The organism is Methylotuvimicrobium sp. KM2, from assembly GCF_038051925.1.
Classification (GTDB): Bacteria; Pseudomonadota; Gammaproteobacteria; order Methylococcales; family Methylomonadaceae; genus Methylotuvimicrobium.
The window spans coordinates 3,697,451-3,716,392 of the sequence record NZ_CP150634.1 but is presented as its reverse complement, the minus strand read 5'-3'; the positions used below and the strand labels follow the sequence as shown (position 1 = coordinate 3,716,392).

The following is an 18,942-nucleotide window of genomic DNA, read 5'->3' as shown; positions in this document are numbered from 1 at the left end:
GCAAAGCCTTTACCGAGCGCCTCGAGGCCTCTCCGGCACTGCCGAAATTTGAAGTGCGAAAGGCATACAATGATCGGTTAATGTTATAATTTGCAGCCAGTCCTTATATTCCTGAGCTAAATGTTCGACACCTGGATTTCGCTTTAAACCGGGCATCCTTCCAATTTGTAAATAGCGTAGCCTTGCTTGTCGATTTGTTTCCTTAATTCCGGCGGCGCCTCGGTGCTATGGCAAAACATGCAATTCGTTTGGTTGACAATGGCATCGGGTTCGCCGATATCGGTAAGCCATTCTTTAGCGTAAGTCATGGCTTTATCCTGATCTTTTTCATCAAGAACCACGTCAAAGTGCATTATTTTTCCTTTGGCGGTTTTAGCATAGGTATCGTATACATGGGATATGGGCATAATGATTAAGTCCTCTAAAAAAACCGGCGGAAAATCCGCCGGTATTAAAGTTCTCATACGAGGGATAGCAATGTCACATCCTGGATGTGAAAAAAGCATGACAGAAAGTCATTATTTGTTTCGAATCGAAACAAGTGTTAATGTATGATAATATCTTTGCAGTTGTCAACAGAGTTAATACTTAATTAGCCGATTGCCATGGAAACAACCGATATTTACAAAGTCATTGAGCGCATGGCGGCCTTGATCAGGTCCGAAGAACGCAAAAGATGCACAGAACTGGGTATTCAGATCGTTCATTTTCAAGTTTTGGATTATTTGTCTCGATGCAATAAATATAGTGATACGCCTGCGGCATTGACCCATTATTTGGGCATGACCAAAGGAACCGTTTCACAGACTTTACTGTTATTGGAAAGAAAAGGATTTATTCGGAAAGTCCCCGATCTTGCCGACAAGCGCATGGTTCATTTGCAATTGGTTGCGGAGGGATGGGAGGTGTTGCGTCAAGCTTATCCGAAGGACTTATTTAATAAGGCTGCGGAATTCCTTGAAAAGAATTGTCCGGAGGTCGGTGATGCGCCTTTCATCGAGGCTTTGACCGCATTGCAAAAAGCGCACAAGTCTCATTCTTTTGGGCTTTGCGGAACATGCAAATATTTTACGACCAAATCCGAAGGCTTCTTTTGCGGTTTGACTGGAGAACCGCTCACAAAGTCCGATAGCGAAAAAATCTGTCAGGAACATACCGTTCCTTGAGGGTTTGGCAAAATCATTTTTCGACAAATTTTTCTGTGCCGGCACGTTCGGGTGCTTAAGGTGTGCTCGATCTTGTCATCCGCGGCACTGAATTCCGCTACAAATCCGTATGGAACGGATTTGCATTTACCCGAAGGGCTCCGGGCAGGATAGCCCGGAGTGATCCTTGGCCGAAGACGCGTAATTTGCAGCCTCTGTTCATTCCTGCCTAATTCCCTTTTTTAAAGGGGATGTCGACAATTTTTTCTCACCTCATTCGTCGCAAAGATTTTCGGCATTCAATGCCAAATAATAAATCTCGATAACTGGCGTTTCATCCTATATCTGCTTCGACTTTCGCGGGGTGTTTGGAAAGTTAATTGGTGTCGAATCGATAATTAATTGACTTTTTTCTCTATCGTTCTTATAGTTTCGAATCACTACTAAATGAGCTGGTTGAAAATGACTTGCCGTTTTAGTAGCGATTGTATGTCGACGATGATAACAAGATTCAGCGCCTTGCATGGCTTGACAAAGGTCTGTCTAAGTTAACCCATGTAAAAAAATGATGTTGAATCAGAGATTCGAGTACTCATGGAACACATGATGGCTTGATTTTTAGGCTTTTTGAAGTCTATGGCATCTGCATAATAGATGGATTCCGGCGAGATGCATCGTTCGACAACTTGCCCCAGACTTAGCAAATGTAGCGTCTAAGGTGTTGAGTTATATGGGTTAAGAATCATGCTAATTTTGCCCGGCTTTTAAAAAATCAGCCTGGGTTAACATAATTACAATAGAGGTAAAGAACCATGACGATTGAAGAACCTAAAAAAGATAGATTTTGGCTTTATGTCGGCTGTCTGACATCAGCTTTAGTTATAACTCTGTTATTGGTCAAAATGAACGAGGACGAAAAATTCGCGCCAATCAAAGAGCAACTCAAGGAAGAAGAAGCGTTGATGAATATTCGTGTCTTGAATTAAGCATCAACGAAAGATTGATTAACCATTCAAGACGAATAAAACGTTTATTTGCCCCATTATCTTAAGAAAAAGCAGAGAATAAAGTTATGAAACTAAAGTTGATAGGCTTATTGATGACATTATCCTTCTACGCGGGAGGATCGATGGCCACGGAATATATTTATCGAGATCTGATGGCCAATACATTGGCTTCACCGAAATGCATGGCCGAAGAAGATGCAATCGCGAACGCTTCGAGAGATTATAATATCAAGCGGTTCAGTAAGAAGTTTTGTCAAACTCAAGGCTACGGTTGGCACGTCGATAAAGTCAAAGATACCGGGAAAGCAGTTTGCGAAGCTTGTCCCGATACATCCAAAACCGGCGTAACCTGTCATTTGGAAGATGTCGTTGTGCAATGCAAACGTATTAAACCCGGCAGCGTAGGCATGTTGCCCGGTAAAGGTTGATTCGCGCAACATCGAGCGCAAGCACAGGGAAGTGCTGAACATTAGATATTTGTTCTATAATAAGTCTCCTGTCCCAGGCGAATCAATCGCCTTCAATCATTTTTAGAGGAAACAATGGACTGGCAAGGTTGGCTTACTATCTTTTTGACGCTTGGGGTCTTGATTACCCTGGTTTTTTCCCGCCTAACCCCCGATATCGTATTGATGGCCGCGCTGACCGTACTGAGCGTTTGCGGGGTTCTCGATGCCAAACAAGCGTTGTCAGGATTCAGTAATGAAGGATTGATCACCGTTGCCTCCATGTTTATCATTGCTGCCGGCATAAGAGCATCCGGCGGTGTCGAATTGATTGTCAATCTCATGTTAGGTAATCCTAAAAGCCTTCGTAGCGCCTTATTTCGCTTAGTGTTGCCTATCATTCCTCTCAGTGCCTTTCTTAACAACACTCCGGTTGTTGCAACAATGATTCCCGCAGTGACCCGCTGGTCCAAACGTATCGGAGTCAGTCCATCTAAGCTCATGATTCCATTGAGCTACGCTGCCATATTAGGCGGTACGCTAACGCTAATCGGGACTAGTACCAATCTGGTTATCAATGGTCAATACCAAGTATTGACCGGCAAAAGCGGTTTCGGGTTGTTCGATATCACGATGATCGGGCTACCGGTTGCCCTTGTCGGAATTTTGTTTATCGTATTCGTATTGCCGCTTTTATTGCCGCAGCGGCAAAGCGCTTCCGAACAATTCGCGGATAGGAAAAAGTTTACTTTCGAAGTGGCCGTGGCGATTAACGGGCCTTTAGAAGGGGTGACCATTGCCGAGGCCGGATTAAGAAACCTCCACAAAATTTATTTAGCCGAAGTCGAACGCAACGGCAGTATCGTAACGGCCGTATCTTCGGAAGAAAAATTGCAAGGCGGCGACCGCTTGGTATTCGTCGGGGAAACCAGTGCTATTTTCGATATTTTAAGAACCAATGGCTTGGTGCCTTCCGATAATCAACATCCGGTCATTGAAAAAGATGCGCCGGAGCGATGTTTGGTTGAAGCGGTAGTCTCGCCGCATTGCGATAGCATCGGCACAACGATTCGGGATTCCCAATTTAGAGATAGATACGGCGCCGTCGTGTTGGCCGTAGCGAGGAACGGCGAGCCTATTCAAGGCAATCTAGGATCGATCGAGTTGCAGGCCGGCGATGTACTGTTACTGGAAGCGAGGCCGGCTTTTGTCACGCGTCAACGCGTGCAGCGCGATTTTTTAATGATCAATGATTTGGCGGAAACGCGGCCTAATCACAGTCGGGCGAATTTATCCTGGGCCTTATTGCTAGTCGTTATTATTCTGGCAACGAGCGGCTTAACCAGTATGTTGAATGCCGCTTTGATCGGTGCCGGAGCAATGGTCGCGACCGGTTGTTGCAGCATCAACGAAGCGCGAAGAAGCCTGGATTTAACCGTAATCGTCACGATCGCGGCGAGTTTTGCTCTGGGTAATGCGTTACAAATTAGCGGCGCCGCCGATTTCATTGCTCGTCATGTCTTGTCTATTGCCGATGGTAACGCCTGGTTGTTGTTAGGTTTGACTTATATTATTGTTTCGATAATGACCGAGGTGATTACCAATAACGCCGCGGCATTACTGATGCTGCCGATCGTTTTAGCGATTACCGGAAGTCTCGGGCTTAATCCGGAGCCTTTCGTGTTTGCCACGATGGTGGCGGCATCGGCCAGTTTTGCAACGCCGATCGGTTATCAGACCAATTTGATGGTGTACGGGCCTGGCGGCTATCATTTCAAAGACTTTTTGAAAGTCGGGGTGCCGATGAATATCATCATTGCGATTACCTCGATAGGACTGATTCCGTTAATTTGGCCGTTGTCGAATTAATAAATTGTAAGTATTCAATCCCTCTCCTTGAAAATGACGATTGCATGGTTGTTGGTGTTCATGGGCTATAAAGCGGCAGGTGTAGGGTGCGCATCGCGCACCTGGGCCGGGAGCTCTCGTCGGTTCGACGCCGTGGAATGGTGCGCGATGTGCACCCTACGGCGCTAACCATTAACCTAGAAAAAGCATTTCACCATGAAGAACATGAAGAATAGGGAGTTAATTCAATAACTTATTACGCGTATGAATCAAGCTTTCGCTCACCAAAAAGGTTAGCGAGAAGATTTAGGTAATTTCTTGAAATCCTTCATGAACTTCATGTGCTTCATGGTTTAACTGCCGAATTTAGGATTATTGGCTGCACTCCGTCCCGCCATTGCTTTGATATTTTTTAGTCATTAACTGGATCTGAAAACGCTGTATTACTGCATTGAGTTTGTCTGTGATATTGAGACAGTTCATAAAGTACTCAATTCTCTTCCCTTCATTGTCTTCATGCCCTTCATGGTGAATTGCTTTTTTAGGATCAGTCTTCAATTCAACCGACTCAATATCACGACATCCCTTTCGATAAATTCGATTTGGCACCGGTAACGGTCTGCAAGCCAGAGAAAGGTCTTGTCGGAAAAGAAACAAACGTGCGTCGGGTCGGCTTTATAATGCCATTGCGCAAATGCCTGTCGGTCGGTTACGCGCTTGGTCATGATCGCGAGGATGCCTTGAGGTTTGATCATGGAAAAAAGTCGGCTGAATTCAAGGCCCGGAGCGGTAAGGTGTTCCGCTACTTCGGTGCAGCTAATGAAGTCGTATCGGCCTTGCAAAACCTCCGGATAATCGGCGTAAATCGGATCGTATATTGCCGTCGGAAAGCCTTGTTCTTTTAGCATTGAACTAAGAGCAGGACCGGGGCCGCAGCCGAAATCAAGCCCGCTTGCTCCCGGTAACAGACGAGCGGAAAGCGGGATTGCGAGCCGCGACAAAAATTTCCGATAGCCTTGATCGTGCACATCGTTTTGATGATAATCGTAAATCGCTTTTTGTTGCTGCAAGTCGAGTTGCTGAGTGGGCGGAACAAAGACTAGCGCGCAGGTCGAGCAAAGAAAATAATCGCGTTGCTTATCGCTATGGTAATGTTCAATCTTCGATTCCGCGCAGAGCGGACAATGGAGATTATCGGCGAGTTTCATTTTAATTAGTTAGCAGAAAGCAGTGAATAGTGAATAGTGCATGGTGAATGGTTCACCGTTCCCGCACTTTGCAGGAGGGAGCGAAAAAGGATATTTTTTTCTGGTTCCCACGGTCCTCCGTGGGAACCCATACCTAGGGTTACCGAAACAAGATCGGTATGCATTCCCACGCTGGAGCGGTGGGAACGAGTATATTTCAGGTTCCCACGGTCCTCCGTGGGAACCCATACCTCGGGTACCGAAACAAGATCGGTATGCATTCCCACGCTGGAGCGGTGGGAACGAGTATATTTCTGGTTCCCACGGTCCTCCGTGGGAACCCATACCTCGGGTACCGAAACAAGATCGGTATGCATTCCCACGCTGGAGCGGTGGGAACGAGTATATTTCTGGTTCCCACCGCTCCAACGTGGGAACCCATACCTCGGGTTGCCGAAGCAAGACCGGTATGCATTCCCACGCTGGAGCAGTGGGAACGAGTATATTTCTGGTTCCCACGGTCCTCCGTGAGAACCCATACCTCGGGTTGCCGAAGCAAGATCGGTATGCATTCCCACGCTGGAGCGGTGGGAACGAGTATATTTCTGGTTCCCACGGTCCTCCGTGGGAACCCATACCTCGGGTTGCCGAAGCAAGACCGGTATGCATTCCCACGCTGCAGCGGTGGGAACGAGTATATTTCTGGTTCCCACGGTCCTCCGTGGGAACCCATACCTCGGGTTGCCGAAGCAAGACCGGTATGCATTCCCACGTTGGAGCGGTGGGAACGAGTATATTTCTGGTTCCCACGGTCCTCCGTGGGAACCCATACCTAGGGTTACCGAAACAAGACCGGTATGCATTCCCACACTGAGGCAGAGGGACCGAAAAAAGGGTATTTTTTACAATCTGCGTTAATTTACTTGACGTGGCAGTGAAATCCTATATAATACGCGCTCTTCAACGGAGCGGTAGTTCAGTTGGTTAGAATACCGGCCTGTCACGCCGGGGGTCGCGGGTTCGAGTCCCGTCCGCTCCGCCAACAATTCCTCAGACAGGGTTATCGCTGTCGATATAACTGCATTTTATTTCGAAATGCAGTTCTGTTTTTCTCATCAATTCCTTGATTCCAAATCTCTCGGTTGCATGGTGTCCGCCTGCGAACATATGAATGCCGTGTTCTTGGCTGTCATGCCAGTCATGCTCGCTGATTTCTCCGGTTATATAGGCATCGAGTCCTTCATTTGCCGCCAACTTCCATTCGCGATTCGCGCCGCCGGTAATGATGCCGATAGAATGAATCGATTGATTTTCATTGGGCGACGCCAGAATAACCGGATGGTTCAGCACGGATTCCAATATTTGCCGTAGTTGCGACGCCGGCAGCGGCTTGTCCAAAGTTCCCTTGATGCCGGTCGCACAGCCCTTATAATCGCCGAAGGGTTCTTGCAGCATGCAGCCGATTAGTCTGCCTAACACCGCTGCATTACCGACTTCAGGATGGCCGTCCAAAGGCAAATGATAGGCGAACAGGTTCATATCGTTTCTAACGAATAAGGTTAGATTTTGTGAGCAACGCGAACCAAAATCTAACCGTTTGTTGGACAAGCCCGGCCCGGTTGACTCAGAGTAGGTTGGATGCTTTATATATGAAAATAGCTTTTGGCGTTTTGTAGGTGCCGCGGCTTTTTGCGAGCGGCGACACCTCAATAAGCTTGAAACCGTTGCGTTTGCCGCTACAAAAGCGCAAAGACAGCGCTTTTAGGCGCATTATAGCCTGATTTTGGGCCGCGCGATGTCCTCGGCAGCCGAATGCCGATGCTGACCCATTCGAAGAATGTGCGGGTCGTCTACATAACCGAAGCGACCTGTGGATTATGGTCTGATCGACTTAACGGGATAGCGTAGACCTTCGGTATCCGCGTTTTCACGATGCGCATATCGCCGCCGCAGCACGGGCACTTCAGTGCCGGGCGTTTTTTCAGCCAAGCCAAGTCCTGATTCGGATTCACACCGAGCAGCAGTTGCAACAAGCTGATCAAGCGTTTGCTGTTGGGATGCAAAAAACCGAAGTTGCGCGTCCGCCGAAAGCCTTTCGGTAAAATATGACGCAGCATCAACCACAGGAACTCGGCACCGGGTAGGGTTCGGGTTTGTGTCTGTTTCGTCTTGCTGTCTTGGTAACGAAAGGTCACCTGGCCGTCTTTGCAGGCGATGATGTCCTTTTCCTGGATGACGCCTTTGTAGAGATAACGGCCCAGGTAAACCAGCGCCTTGTCGCCGTTACCGACCGACTTGACGTCGACGACCCAGGTTTCGGGATACCGTTCCGGCAGTGCCAAGCCTACATGATTGATGGCGTCGAGCAGTTTCGCGCGGAACACTTTGGCCAGGGCTTTGTGATTGAACAAATAGCCGGTGCCGCTTTGACTTGGGTTGGGCTTTTTGCTTTGGCCCTTACCGGTCTTGGTTCGCCACAGTCGTCGTTCGGTATCGATGGCGGCGGCCGGCATGATGACGTGCACATGCGGGTGGTAGTCGAGCCGGCGAGAATGGGTGTGCAGCACCGAGATCGCCCCGGCGCGACCCTTTAATTGCGCATCGTTTTGAGCAAACGTATTCAACGTCTCCCAACTGCAGCGCATCATCAAATCGTACAGGGTGCGTTGCTGTTGCCAGGCCAGCACTCTGAACTCCTTCGGTAGGGTAAAGGTGATGAGGAAATACTCGGCCGGCACCTGTTTTTTGAGTTGCCGCTCCAGCCATTGCTGGCTCTCGTGCTGTTGGCAATGCGGGCAGTGGCGATGACCGCAGGAGTGCGGGATGAAGTCTTGGTGAACGCAGTCCTCGCATTGCGCTTGCATCACGGGGCTGTGCGTGGTGCGGCACTGTTTCATGGCGGCCAGCGCATTCAAATGGCTGGGTAAGAGCGAACCCGCGTACTGTTCCCGCAACTCGGCTTCGAAGGTCGAAATAATGGATGAGAGAAGAATCATTGGACTTTCCCCCAGTCGATAACAAAGCCGTCCATCAAGGCATTGATGAGTTGACCGGCATTGCGGTCGGTATCGTCGGTCAAGTGCGTATAACGTGCGGTAGTCAGAATACTGTGATGACCGAGAATTTTTTGAACTTCAAGCAGGTCGACGCCGGCTTCAATCAGGTGTGTGGCATAGCTGTGACGTAAACAGTGCGGAGTGATCTTTTTTTTAGACCGCATTCCTCGGCGACTTTACGCAAAGTCACTTGCACGCCGCCACGATCGAGTGGGGTAGTGGCCGCATGCGCCGACTTCGGACCACCTTGGCGACTGGGAAACAGCAACACCGGATTGCGGTGCACTTGCCAAAAGCGGCGCAGTAAAACCAATGTCGTTTCCGGCAGCGGTACCAAGCGGTCCTTGTTGCCTTTGGCATCCCGAATATGGACACGCTGCCGCTCAGCATCGATATCGCCTACCTGAAGCCGCAAGCCTTCACCGAGGCGCAATCCCAGACTATAGAGCGTGAAAAAGAACACCCGGTAACTTACCGAGCGGGTTACCATAAACAAACGCTGCGCTTCTGCAACCGTGACGATATCCGGCAAGCGCTGACCCTTCGGCGGCTTGATTAAATCCAAATGCGCCCAAGGCTTGCGCAGCACATGTTGATAATAGAACTTGAGCCCGTAGAGATCCAGCTTCACGGAACTCCAAGAATGGGATGCCAGCAAATCGGAGAAATACTCGAGCAATTGCGCTTCGGATAAATCATGGATTTGTTCATCGAAATACGTGCCGATGCGCCGAATGGCCCGGGAATAGGCCTCGACCGTCTTCGGCTGAAGCCCTTTGAGTTTCAGGTGTTTGAGATGAGTTTGATAGTTTTGCTTGAAATCGAACGCGGATGATGCTGTCATAGCTGTGTAACCTCATGATTCGTCGTGGAATGTTCCCTCGTATAATGAGGGCGTGAGGTTACATTTTATCGTCAATCAAGCGGCACGGCTTTTCTCCGCGTTAGCGGCTTCGTCCAACTAAAGGCAATACACGATTGGCAAAAGAATCCGTCAGCGTGCGTGCGCCATGAAAGTCCCAAAATAGGCCGTGATGAACAACTAAGGCGTTGGCCTGTTGCTCGATGGCTTGGGAAATCGAATCGCGTGTTGCCGACACGGCAAAGGCAATTTTATCGATGGTTTCGGTACCTTCGATCTGTAAACCATTCGGGCCGTAATCTTTATAAGCATCAGGATTTAGCAGAGTACGATAAAAATCGTTTAATTGTTGACGGCTGATCATCGTTTAATCCTTATTCAATATTTCATAGCGGCGCCAGAGCGTTTTAAAAGTCTCGGTTAACGTAGGATCGTCGTCGTTAACCCGAGTGTCGATCTCCTTCGTATCAAACCATCGTCCTTCTTCGATTTCCTCGGCGGCTAGCGAAAACGGCCCGTTATGTCCGCAACGGTAGACTTGAATAAACTCCATGCCGGTGGCGGGTGTCGCAGATAATTTAAATAACGGGCTTAGCCGATCCACTTGAACTCCGAGTTCTTCATTGATTTCCCTTACAGCGCATGCGTCGTAATCTTCGCCGATATCGACGTGTCCGGCAGCCGAGCTATCCCATAATCCGGGGTTGATATCCTTGGTTAGAGAGCGTTTTTGTAAAAATAATAAATTAGAATCGTTAAAGACTAAAATATGAACAGCTCTATGAAGCAGTCGGTCGCGATGGATTATATTCCGAGCTGCGCTGCCGATTACGCGATCGTTTTTGTCTACGATCGATAAGAGTTCTTGATGCATGGCGAAAATGGATTTTGGCAAAGGCCCGTATAAAGCCTTTTCGAAGACAATAAGTCAACAGAAAAACAGTAAGTATACAGTCCCCCTCTTTGAAAAAGAGGGGTTAGGGGAGATTATACCTATCGCACTTCAAATTTCGGCATTAGCGTATGGAGGCGTCGGGGTGTTCGCAAAGGCTTTGGCGGCATGGATGCTGTCATAGAGCTTACATGGACGTATTCACGGCGTCCTTTGACGGGCAAAAGGGTATATGTAAATAAATCCCCCTCAATCCCCCCTTTTTCAAAGGGGAAGGCCGACAATTACGCCTGAATTGCGGTAATTTGCCAACGGCCGCTGAATACTTACGAAAAACACGTATGCTAGAAGGGAAATAGGGAGAAATGGGATGAATCAGAAGACGTACGAAGCAGATTGAAACAAGCGCAATGGCTTAGTTTTTACCGCGAAGGGCTGGAAAATATAGAACTGAACCTCCCGGCCAATGACGATGCAAAAAACCGGGTGGTCCAACTATCTCCGGTTAAGAGTCTATCAGGACTAATCTTATTTGAAATAGCAAAAAAAGTTTATAAACTATAAACCATAAGTTTATAGTGGCGGCAATATGGATAAATTGAATAATATAAAAGTGTTTTGCAGAATTGTCGAATTGGGTACATTTGCAGCCGTTGCTCGCGAAATGAAAGTATCGGCAATGATGGTGAGCAAATACATGGCGCAACTCGAGGAATCGCTCGGCGTGGCCTTATTGAATAGAACGACCCGCAAGATTAGTTTGACCGAAGCCGGAGAGAGTTATTACGCGAGAAGCAAGCCTTTACTAGACGAATTCGCCGAGCTGGATGAAGATATGGCCGAATTGGGGCAAAATGTCAAAGGCGTTTTAAAGATTGCCGCACCGATCGATTTCGGCGGTATTTATATGACGCCGGCGATCAACGCCTATCAAAGCGAACACCCGAATGTTAAAGTTATGATGTCGTTGCAAAACACGCATATTAATTTGAGCGAGGGCATTTATGATTTATCGATATTGGTTTCAAACTCACTGGAACTAGGTGTCGTGGCCAGAAAGATCGCGGAAACTCGATTATGTACTTTCGCTTCGCCAGGATATATAGACAAATACGGCGAGCCAAGATGCATAGAAGATTTGAGTCGTCATCATTGCTTGCATTATATCGACACGCCCCATGAGGATTATTGGGTTTTTAATGTCGATGGGGAGGAAAAAAAATTACGCACCACTTGGCACTTCGCATCGAATAACGGCAGGGCATTGTGTCAGGCCGCGTCTTTGGGTATGGGTATTACCCAGGCGCCCGAAATTTCAGTTGCCAATTACTTGGAGCAGGGTAAGTTAATAGAAATATTAAAAGATTACCGAATACCCTCGCTGTCTATATACGCCACTTATATGCAAAGAAGATTTATTCCGGCGAAGATCACCACATTTGTGAATTTTTTGACCCGATATTTTGATTGGCAAATGAATGCCGGCGCGGATAGGATAAAGAAGCGGGAAGCGGGAGCTTCGTAAGGTACGCTGTTTATACCTTTCGCACTTCAAATCTTGGCAGTGCCTTAGGTGGCGCCGGGGTACTAGATCGATTTTTGCTCCTGCAAAATCGACATTCACGCCATCCATGGCGCTCGCAAAGGCTTTGCCAGCATGGAGCTGGCATACTACATGTACGTATTCATCCAGCACCTAAATTATCTATTTAATTTATCATGGCCAATAATCTATGGAATTTAGGTGCTGGGCCTTTGACGGGCACCCCGGTGCCGAATTTTGATCTCCGATAGGTATATCGTTCCCATGCTCTGGGCTCGCCGTTATACACAAGTATCGGTAAACGTACTAAACAGGCTCTTCCGGATTTCCCGTGGTAATTTGAAAGATTAGCGACAAAGCAAATTCTAAATCAATAAATTACATTTAATATCAGCTATTTAAAGAAAATCTTCTTTTCTTGTTCGGTGTCGATCCGCTTTTACCACGGAAAGTACGGAAGAGCCACTAAACAGAGGTCATAGCAAACCTGGAAACGATGCGGTTTAATAAATCTTGGGATATTAAACATCAGAGGCTTCGAAATCGCGACGAAGGCGTCGCTCCCACAAGGGGCCGGATGCTCTGTGGGAGCGATCCCCAGATCGTCCCTCACCTAACACTAGGTGAGCGAAAGTCGGTAACGTCGGGCGACAAAAAATGGTATCGAGGCGCCTCATTAGCTAAGATTGCAAAACGGTAATTTTTGACTTATGTATAACGATGAGTGCTCTGCGTGGGAAGGTCGGGCGTCTATAATTTTTAAATCAGAATCCTTATGGCAAGACGATACGAACATAGTCAGGAAGAAATCAAAGCAATGGTTATGCAAGCGGCGAATCAAATTATTGTTGAACAGGGTGGGGCGGCCTTAAATGTTCGTAAAATCGCGATGACTATCGGCTATACCGTCGGTAGTATCTATATGGTTTTTGAAAACATGGCCGATTTGGTTCTTCATGTCAATGCTGAAACCTTGGGTGAGATCGCCGGTGTACTGAGTAAAGTCGAGACAGGGTCGGCGTCTCAAGACTTGGAGGAAATAGCCAAGGCTTATTTGATGTTTGCCCATTTAAACTTTAATCGATGGTCGATATTATTCGGCAATCGATTTGTCGACAGCGGGCACTTTCCGGATTGGTATCGGGCAAAAATGAATCGGTTGGAAGAAATTATTACAACGCAAATAGCTCGATTACATCCGGAAAATAACCCGCAACAAAACCAACGCGCCGGAAATGCATTATGGGGCGGTATTCACGGCGTCTGTTTATTGTCGATCGACGGCAGGCCTGATAAGGAGTCTTTACAAGAAGCAGAGGAAACCTTGCGGGTTCTGATTCGTGCTTTTGTTGGCGGGGAGCGCTAAGGTTTCGTGAAAAAGAATCCCTTTATATACCTTTAGCACTTCAAATTTCAGTAGTGCATGAGGCGCCGCCGGGGGCGGCAAAGACTTTGCAAGCAGGGATGCCGGCACAGAGCCTACAGGGGTGTATTCACCCAGCACCTAAATCCAGCACCTAAATTAGTCATGATATTAAACATAGCCAATCGGCTATGGAATTTAGGTGCTGGATTTAGGTGCTGGACCTTTGACGAACACCCCGGCGCCGAATTTTGATCTAAGATGGGTATCGCGAAGGATTTAATCATTCGATAGTGCGGGCAATACAGGTTCGGTTGCGTCCTTCTCGTTTGGCTTGATATAAAGCGTTATCGGCGACGGTAAGGAGTTCAGTGCCGATTAAACGAGGAAAGTGCGCAGAGTCTGCCAGGCCTATCGAGACCGTGCAATTGAATCGTTGATTTTGATCTTGAAAATGAATATTGGTAAATTGATTACGGATGTCGTCCAGTAGTCGATAGGCATCGTCTTGATCGCACTCCGGTAGGACCGCCGCGAATTCCTCGCCGCCGTAACGGCCGATGATGTCCGAATGGCGAAGGCGTTGACGTAGCAGCATGGCAAGCGAAGTGATGACATTATCGCCGACCGTGTGCCCGTAAGTGTCGTTGACTAATTTAAAATTATCGATATCCAGCATCGCGATCGAGACCGGCTTGCCATTGCGTTGAGCTTGGGCTGTTTCCAAATCGGCTGCTTCCTTGATACTGGCATGCTTCAATAAACCGGTTAGACTGTCTTTGGCAATGAGCGAAGTCAAGCGGCGCGCTCTTTCGATACGTGCGCGTGTCGCGGCAATTAATTGCGCATCCGATATCGGTTTCATCAAGAAATCGTCGGCACCTTGTCCCATGGCTAGAATTTGTATGTCGAGATCGCTTTCGGAGGAAAGAAAGACTATCGGCAGGCCCGACCATTCATCGTATTGGCGAATGACTCCGGCAAGATCGAGACCGGTAAAGTTGGGCATATGTAAATCCAACAAGATTATTTCGGGTCGGAAACTCGCGATTTTGGTTATAACGGCTTCGGGGTGCTTCAAGATTTTGGCTTGCATGCCCGCGACAGTCAAAACCAATTGATAGTGGGCGGCCAGATCCTTGTCGTCGTCGATGATCAAAACGCGCTGGGGAGGCGCTCTTCTTTTTTCCAGAATTTGCATCATGCGGTTGATCAAAACCGTGATGTCGACCGGTTTGACAAAATATCCCTCGGCGCCGAGCCTCGCCGCGCGGACCCGCGAGTTGAAATCGTCGGTCGACGAGAGGAACAAAAGCGGACAGTCTAGCGACTTTAAGGTGATTCTATCCTGGAGAAGGATGGAGTCTTGTTCGGAAGGGCGGTGTAACCTTACGTTCATGATCAGCAAATCCGGGCGCTCGAATTGCGCGGCGGTTTCCGCGTCTCGGATAGAGTTAAACAAATGAACTTCGAAGTTAAAAGACTCTATCTGGCGAGCCAACTCTTGTTCGAATGCCGCATCGTCTTCGATCAGCCAGACCCGCACGGTTTTATCGCTAGGAATGTCCGGTGTCATTGCAAACGCAGCGGCCGAATGATTTTCAGGCGGCCCAACGACGCCTTTAAGCGCGCCAATCTCTTTAATAATCGATTGTCGGATTTCATCGTCGATCTCGCCTGAGTACTCTTCAAGCCATGCTTGGAGGCGGATTTCCAAAATTCGCGCCGCTTCGCCAAGCGCGGGCACTCCGAATGTGCCGCATGAACCTGAAAGTTTATGTAGGCGATGATGTAATTCGTTAAGAGCGGCGACATCGAATTCGCGCTCGATCAAGTTTTCGGCGATGGCCTTTAAGTTGTTTAATTCTATCGGTAAACGCTTTAAAAACTGAGCGCGTAATCGCGATAGTTGTTCCTGGGCATCACACGGGTTGGATAGCGGCATTTTGTTCTCGTTTTTCCCAAATTAAGCGGATTTGGTCGGCTAGAGTCATCGGGTCGAACGGTTTGGCGATGACATCGATAGCGCCTAACGATCTGTAATACGCAATTTCGGACGGCTGAATCTTGGCGGTCATGAAGACAATCGGAATTTCGGCGATGATAGGCTGTTCGCGTAAACGATTGAAAGTCGTCGGGCCGTCCATGCCCGGCATCATAACATCGAGTAGGATTAAATCCGGCATGAAATCGACCGCTTCGGCCAAGGCTTCCTCGCCGGAAGAGCAGATTTTTACCGTAAATCCGCCTACCATTTCCAATGCCAGTTTCGCCACGGTCTGAATGTCGGGTTCGTCTTCTACATAGAGTATGCGTTGAAATGTGCTCATAAAAGAATTTCTTGGATGGAATGGGGTGTATAGGTATAGAGGCTGTAAAAGTATTTAAGATTACGAAATAACCATGAAGACCATGAAGTAGCATGAAGAGTTATATTATAGATTTTATATGCTTTTGCCTTCATTGCCTTCATGTTCTTCATGGTGAATAAATTTTTTATGATGTATTCACCAATACTTTCACAGACTCTATAGCGAAGGCGTTTTGATTTTATCCTAGAAAAAGCATTTCACCATGAAGATCATGAATAATAGGAAGTTAATTCAATAGCTTATTACGCGTTTGTATAGAACTTTCGCTCACCAAAAAGGTTAGCGAGAAGGGTTTGGTAAGATCTTGGAATCCTTTATGAGCTTCATGTTCTTCATGGTTAAACTGCCGAATTCAGGTTTATACGTTTGTTCATTCGAAAACAGGAATTTTACACTTTTCGTATCGGCAATTCGAAATAGAAACTCGCACCTTCGCCTTCGATAGACTCGAAACCGATTCGACCTCCCATGCGTTCGATCAATTCTTTGGAAATGGCCAGGCCCAATCCGGTGCCGCCTTTTTTTCGCGTGTCCGAAGCGTCGGCTTGGGCGAATTTCTGAAAAACACGATCGCGGAAGCCGTTCGGAATACCGGGGCCTCGGTCGGCGACCGTTATCCGTATGGATTCGTTGATTTGTTTAACATGAATTTTTACGTCGCTGCCATCGGGAGAAAATTTAATGGCATTGGACAATAAGTTCGATAATACTTGTTGTAAACGTTGTGCATCCGTATAGATATCGACCTTTGGTCTTTCTCCGGTCAGTATCAATGATACCCGGCGTCCGATGCCATAGGTTCGATTGGCATCGATTGTTTGTTCGATCAACGGCATCAAGGCTTGCTTTTGCATATCGAATTGAAGCTTGCCGCCTGCGATTTTCTCCATGTCGAGCAAATCGTCGATCAGGATGGCCAAGCGCCGGCTATTATTATAGGCAATGCTTATTATCTCATGCACAGGTTTGGGTAATTCGCCCAGCACGCCGCCATTCAGCAAGCCTAAGGCGCCGGATATCGACGTAAGCGGCGTGCGCAGTTCATGACTGACGGTGGCAACGAATTCGTTTTTCATGCGGTCGATTCGCTTGCGCTCGGTAATGTCTCTGACCATGCCGACATACATGGCCTGATCCTGAAGAGTGATTTCGGAAATGGCCAGTTCCATTGGGAATAGCTCGCCGTTTTTTCGAAGGCCTTCGACTTCTCTTCCGATACCGATGATTCGGGCGATGCCTGTCGATTGGTAATGGCGTAAATAACTATCGTGGGCGTCGCTGTACGGATTCGGCATCAATATTTTGATATTACGACCGGCGATCTCGGCGGCTTCATAGCCGAAGATTTTCTCTGCGGCAGGATTAAAAGACCCGATTTTACCGGTTCGATCAATCGTGATAATACCGTCCACAATCGTATCGAGAATGGCTTTGGTGTGCCGGCTTTGTTCCTTGAGTGCGGCTTCGGCATGTTTGCGTTCGGCGATGTTTTGAGCAATGCCGAGAAATCCGGTAATGTCGCCCTTATCGTTACGCATGGTAGTGACCACAAGCGATACCGGAATGTGCCGGCCATCTTTGCGAATATAAGTCCACTCGCGATTTTCCGAGCCCTCATGCTCGGGTTTTTCGGTAAAGACTCGAAAGCCTTCCACCGGGCGACCGAATTCCTGGCTCAATTCCAGGCCGCGTGTCACGACTTCTTCAGCCTTATGAAACAGCGCGGGCGTTTTTTTGCCGATCACTTCCGCCGAGGAAAAGCCCAGCATGCGTTCGGCTCCGAGATTGAATGTAGTGATGATGCCTTCTACATCGGTAGCGATAATCGACATTTCCGAGGCCGCGTTCAATACGCTAGTCAGCAGATGAGTCACGCGTTTGCGCTCGTTTTCGGCAAGCTTGTTTTCCGTGATATCCACGGCACGCCCGGCGTGCCGGATAACTTGGCCGTTATTGTCCCTGACCGGAAAGGATTGCGCATGCACCCAGCGGATATGGCCGTCCGGAGTCGTGATACGGTATTCCAAATCGAACTGACCGCTGTGTCGGTATTGGTTCATTTTTTGGAAAAAAACCGGTTTGTCGTCTTCAATGATGGATTCGGCGAATGAGTTCGGGTTGTCGTATAAGCTTTGGCAGCTTCTGCCCCAGATCTTTTCGTAGACCGGGTTGATGTAAATCAAACGATTGTTATCCGCATTGCGGAGCCAAAATACTTCTCTGATGTTTTCGGTTATATGGCGTTGTTTTTCTTCGCTTTCACGAAGCGCGGCTTCGGCTTGTTTACGGTCGGTGATGTCGAGAACGAAACCGTCGAGATAATCGATCTTGCCGGACGAATTGGCAATAGCCGTTCCTTTCTCGTAAGCCCAGCGGATCGTTCCGTCTTTATGAAGGATTCGGTATTCCAATTCCCATCCGGTTCCGGATGCAACGGCCTCATAAACCGACCGCTCCACCGGTTCGGTATCGTCGGGGTGGATGATGCTGGCGTAACTGCGCACCGAGTTGTCGATAAAGTCGCTGGCCGGGTAGCCGCTGATGCTGTCGACGATGGCGCTCATATAGAGCATCGTCCAATTCTCGTCCAATTTGCAGCGGTAAACAATGCCGGGAATGTTGCTAACCAACGACTGATATTGGTCGCGATTCTTTTTTAAATCGACCGTTCTGGCTTGAATTTGTTGTTCAAGGTTCGCGAGGATTTCGGATTGTTCGTTAAAACTGTTCGTCAAGCGTTGCGCCATCTGATTCAAGGCCTTGCTCAGGTTGTCGTATTCCATGATGGGACTGGCCGGCAGACTCGGTTTGAGGCCGTTGCCGATGGCATCGGCCAAACCGAAGCTGGCGGCCTGGAGATTGCGCAGCGAATGCGTCAGCCAGCGGCTTAGTAGGTAGGAAACGATAATGCCCGACAGTAATAGCAGCGCCAATGACAAGAACAGCGGCAGGCGGCCTTTTTCGAAATCAAGCACCAAGGATTCGGCATCTTGTTCGATATGCACGCGAGCAACACCCGTAATGTCGGTGAGAGGTAGGCTGGTCAGGTAACGACCTCGTTTCCAACGGTCCATGGCGGCCAATTTGCCGTAGGGCAGCCAGATGGCTAGACCTTCGTTGAGTTGTTTGATTTCTCCGGCTGGATTGTCGATAGCGATGAGTTGACCTTGTTCGATGACGATTTGTCCGTCGCGATCGAGCAAGGCCAAACCTGCCCGCGA

General features: G+C 48.2%; 15 protein-coding genes, 1 tRNA gene and 1 pseudogene. 7 read left to right on the top strand and 10 right to left on the bottom strand.

Annotated elements, in window-relative coordinates; translation table 11 throughout:
- Nucleotides 1–143: 143 nt before the first annotated feature.
- Nucleotides 144–407: a DUF2024 family protein gene (locus tag WJM45_RS15610; protein ID WP_341325990.1), complete on the bottom strand. Its 264-nt coding sequence runs from the start codon at nucleotides 405–407 to the stop codon at nucleotides 144–146.
- 198 nt (nucleotides 408–605) lie between these two features.
- Here WJM45_RS15610 and WJM45_RS15605 point away from each other — a divergent pair, with 198 nt between their 5' ends.
- From WJM45_RS15605 to WJM45_RS15590, 4 genes are all read left to right on the top strand, one after another.
- Entirely contained in the window at nucleotides 606–1,166 is a 561-nt protein-coding gene (locus WJM45_RS15605) for a MarR family winged helix-turn-helix transcriptional regulator (RefSeq protein ID WP_341325989.1), read from the top strand.
- 791 nt (nucleotides 1,167–1,957) lie between these two features.
- Nucleotides 1,958–2,131, top strand: coding sequence for a hypothetical protein (locus WJM45_RS15600; RefSeq protein WP_014149328.1), 174 nt, complete (start codon nucleotides 1,958–1,960; stop codon nucleotides 2,129–2,131).
- An 86-nt stretch (nucleotides 2,132–2,217) separates the two neighbouring features.
- Nucleotides 2,218–2,580: a hypothetical protein gene (locus WJM45_RS15595; RefSeq protein ID WP_341325988.1), complete on the top strand. Its 363-nt coding sequence runs from the start codon at nucleotides 2,218–2,220 to the stop codon at nucleotides 2,578–2,580.
- A gap of 114 nt (nucleotides 2,581–2,694) precedes the next feature.
- Nucleotides 2,695–4,467 (top strand): SLC13 family permease, encoded by a 1,773-nt coding sequence (locus tag WJM45_RS15590; protein WP_341325987.1) that lies wholly within the window; start codon nucleotides 2,695–2,697, stop codon nucleotides 4,465–4,467.
- Between the two features lie 533 nt (nucleotides 4,468–5,000).
- Here the strand turns inward: WJM45_RS15590 and WJM45_RS15585 are convergent.
- Nucleotides 5,001–5,654 (bottom strand): class I SAM-dependent methyltransferase, encoded by a 654-nt coding sequence (locus WJM45_RS15585; RefSeq protein WP_341325986.1) that lies wholly within the window; start codon nucleotides 5,652–5,654, stop codon nucleotides 5,001–5,003.
- Between the two features lie 944 nt (nucleotides 5,655–6,598).
- Here WJM45_RS15585 and WJM45_RS15580 point away from each other — a divergent pair.
- Nucleotides 6,599–6,675, top strand: a tRNA-Asp gene (locus WJM45_RS15580).
- 8 nt (nucleotides 6,676–6,683) lie between these two features.
- Here the strand turns inward: WJM45_RS15580 and WJM45_RS15575 are convergent.
- The 5 genes and pseudogenes from WJM45_RS15575 to WJM45_RS15555 all read right to left on the bottom strand — a co-directional run bounded on the left by WJM45_RS15575 (nucleotide 6,684) and on the right by WJM45_RS15555 (nucleotide 10,425).
- Entirely contained in the window at nucleotides 6,684–7,241 is a 558-nt protein-coding gene (locus WJM45_RS15575; RefSeq protein ID WP_341325985.1) for a Nif3-like dinuclear metal center hexameric protein, read from the bottom strand.
- A gap of 242 nt (nucleotides 7,242–7,483) precedes the next feature.
- Nucleotides 7,484–8,629, bottom strand: coding sequence for an IS91 family transposase (locus WJM45_RS15570; protein WP_341325984.1), 1,146 nt, complete (start codon nucleotides 8,627–8,629; stop codon nucleotides 7,484–7,486).
- Nucleotides 8,626–9,533 (bottom strand): annotated as a pseudogene (locus tag WJM45_RS15565) (site-specific integrase). The gene WJM45_RS15570 and the pseudogene WJM45_RS15565 overlap by 4 nt, the downstream one beginning before the upstream one ends.
- A gap of 100 nt (nucleotides 9,534–9,633) precedes the next feature.
- Nucleotides 9,634–9,915 carry a Nif3-like dinuclear metal center hexameric protein gene (locus WJM45_RS15560; RefSeq protein ID WP_341325983.1) on the bottom strand — a complete coding sequence of 94 codons (282 nt, stop codon included), beginning with the start codon at nucleotides 9,913–9,915 and terminating at the stop codon, nucleotides 9,634–9,636.
- Nucleotides 9,916–9,918: 3 nt separating this feature from the next.
- Nucleotides 9,919–10,425 carry an NUDIX domain-containing protein gene (locus WJM45_RS15555; protein ID WP_341325982.1) on the bottom strand — a complete coding sequence of 169 codons (507 nt, stop codon included), beginning with the start codon at nucleotides 10,423–10,425 and terminating at the stop codon, nucleotides 9,919–9,921.
- Between the two features lie 607 nt (nucleotides 10,426–11,032).
- Here WJM45_RS15555 and WJM45_RS15550 point away from each other — a divergent pair.
- Complete coding sequence (locus WJM45_RS15550; RefSeq protein ID WP_341325981.1) at nucleotides 11,033–11,968, top strand: LysR family transcriptional regulator; 936 nt, start codon at nucleotides 11,033–11,035, stop codon at nucleotides 11,966–11,968.
- Nucleotides 11,969–12,761: 793 nt separating this feature from the next.
- Nucleotides 12,762–13,352 (top strand): TetR/AcrR family transcriptional regulator, encoded by a 591-nt coding sequence (locus WJM45_RS15545; protein ID WP_341325980.1) that lies wholly within the window; start codon nucleotides 12,762–12,764, stop codon nucleotides 13,350–13,352.
- Between the two features lie 280 nt (nucleotides 13,353–13,632).
- Here the strand turns inward: WJM45_RS15545 and WJM45_RS15540 are convergent, their stop codons facing one another.
- From WJM45_RS15540 to WJM45_RS15530, 3 genes are all read right to left on the bottom strand, one after another.
- Nucleotides 13,633–15,294: a diguanylate cyclase gene (locus WJM45_RS15540; RefSeq protein WP_341325979.1), complete on the bottom strand. Its 1,662-nt coding sequence runs from the start codon at nucleotides 15,292–15,294 to the stop codon at nucleotides 13,633–13,635.
- Entirely contained in the window at nucleotides 15,272–15,679 is a 408-nt protein-coding gene (locus WJM45_RS15535; protein ID WP_341325978.1) for a response regulator, read from the bottom strand. The genes WJM45_RS15540 and WJM45_RS15535 overlap by 23 nt, the downstream gene beginning before the upstream one ends.
- Before the next feature lie 431 nt (nucleotides 15,680–16,110).
- The gene (locus WJM45_RS15530; RefSeq protein WP_341325977.1) at nucleotides 16,111–18,924 is read right to left on the bottom strand and encodes a PAS domain S-box protein; all 2,814 of its coding nucleotides are present in this window, start codon (nucleotides 18,922–18,924) and stop codon (nucleotides 16,111–16,113) included.
- Between the last annotated feature and the right edge of the window lie 18 nt (nucleotides 18,925–18,942).

Bases quoted from the DNA above. Each gene is read 5' to 3' on its own strand.
- WJM45_RS15610 (WP_341325990.1), bottom strand. From the start codon at position 407: ATGCCCATATCCCATGTATACGATACCTATGCTAAAACCGCCAAAGGA.
- WJM45_RS15605 (WP_341325989.1), top strand. From the start codon at position 606: ATGGAAACAACCGATATTTACAAAGTCATTGAGCGCATGGCGGCCTTG.
- WJM45_RS15600 (WP_014149328.1), top strand. From the start codon at position 1,958: ATGACGATTGAAGAACCTAAAAAAGATAGATTTTGGCTTTATGTCGGC.
- WJM45_RS15595 (WP_341325988.1), top strand. From the start codon at position 2,218: ATGAAACTAAAGTTGATAGGCTTATTGATGACATTATCCTTCTACGCG.
- WJM45_RS15590 (WP_341325987.1), top strand. From the start codon at position 2,695: ATGGACTGGCAAGGTTGGCTTACTATCTTTTTGACGCTTGGGGTCTTG.
- WJM45_RS15585 (WP_341325986.1), bottom strand. From the start codon at position 5,654: ATGAAACTCGCCGATAATCTCCATTGTCCGCTCTGCGCGGAATCGAAG.
- WJM45_RS15570 (WP_341325984.1), bottom strand. From the start codon at position 8,629: ATGATTCTTCTCTCATCCATTATTTCGACCTTCGAAGCCGAGTTGCGG.
- WJM45_RS15560 (WP_341325983.1), bottom strand. From the start codon at position 9,915: ATGATCAGCCGTCAACAATTAAACGATTTTTATCGTACTCTGCTAAAT.
- WJM45_RS15555 (WP_341325982.1), bottom strand. From the start codon at position 10,425: ATGCATCAAGAACTCTTATCGATCGTAGACAAAAACGATCGCGTAATC.
- WJM45_RS15550 (WP_341325981.1), top strand. From the start codon at position 11,033: ATGGATAAATTGAATAATATAAAAGTGTTTTGCAGAATTGTCGAATTG.
- WJM45_RS15545 (WP_341325980.1), top strand. From the start codon at position 12,762: ATGGCAAGACGATACGAACATAGTCAGGAAGAAATCAAAGCAATGGTT.
- WJM45_RS15540 (WP_341325979.1), bottom strand. From the start codon at position 15,294: ATGCCGCTATCCAACCCGTGTGATGCCCAGGAACAACTATCGCGATTA.
- WJM45_RS15535 (WP_341325978.1), bottom strand. From the start codon at position 15,679: ATGAGCACATTTCAACGCATACTCTATGTAGAAGACGAACCCGACATT.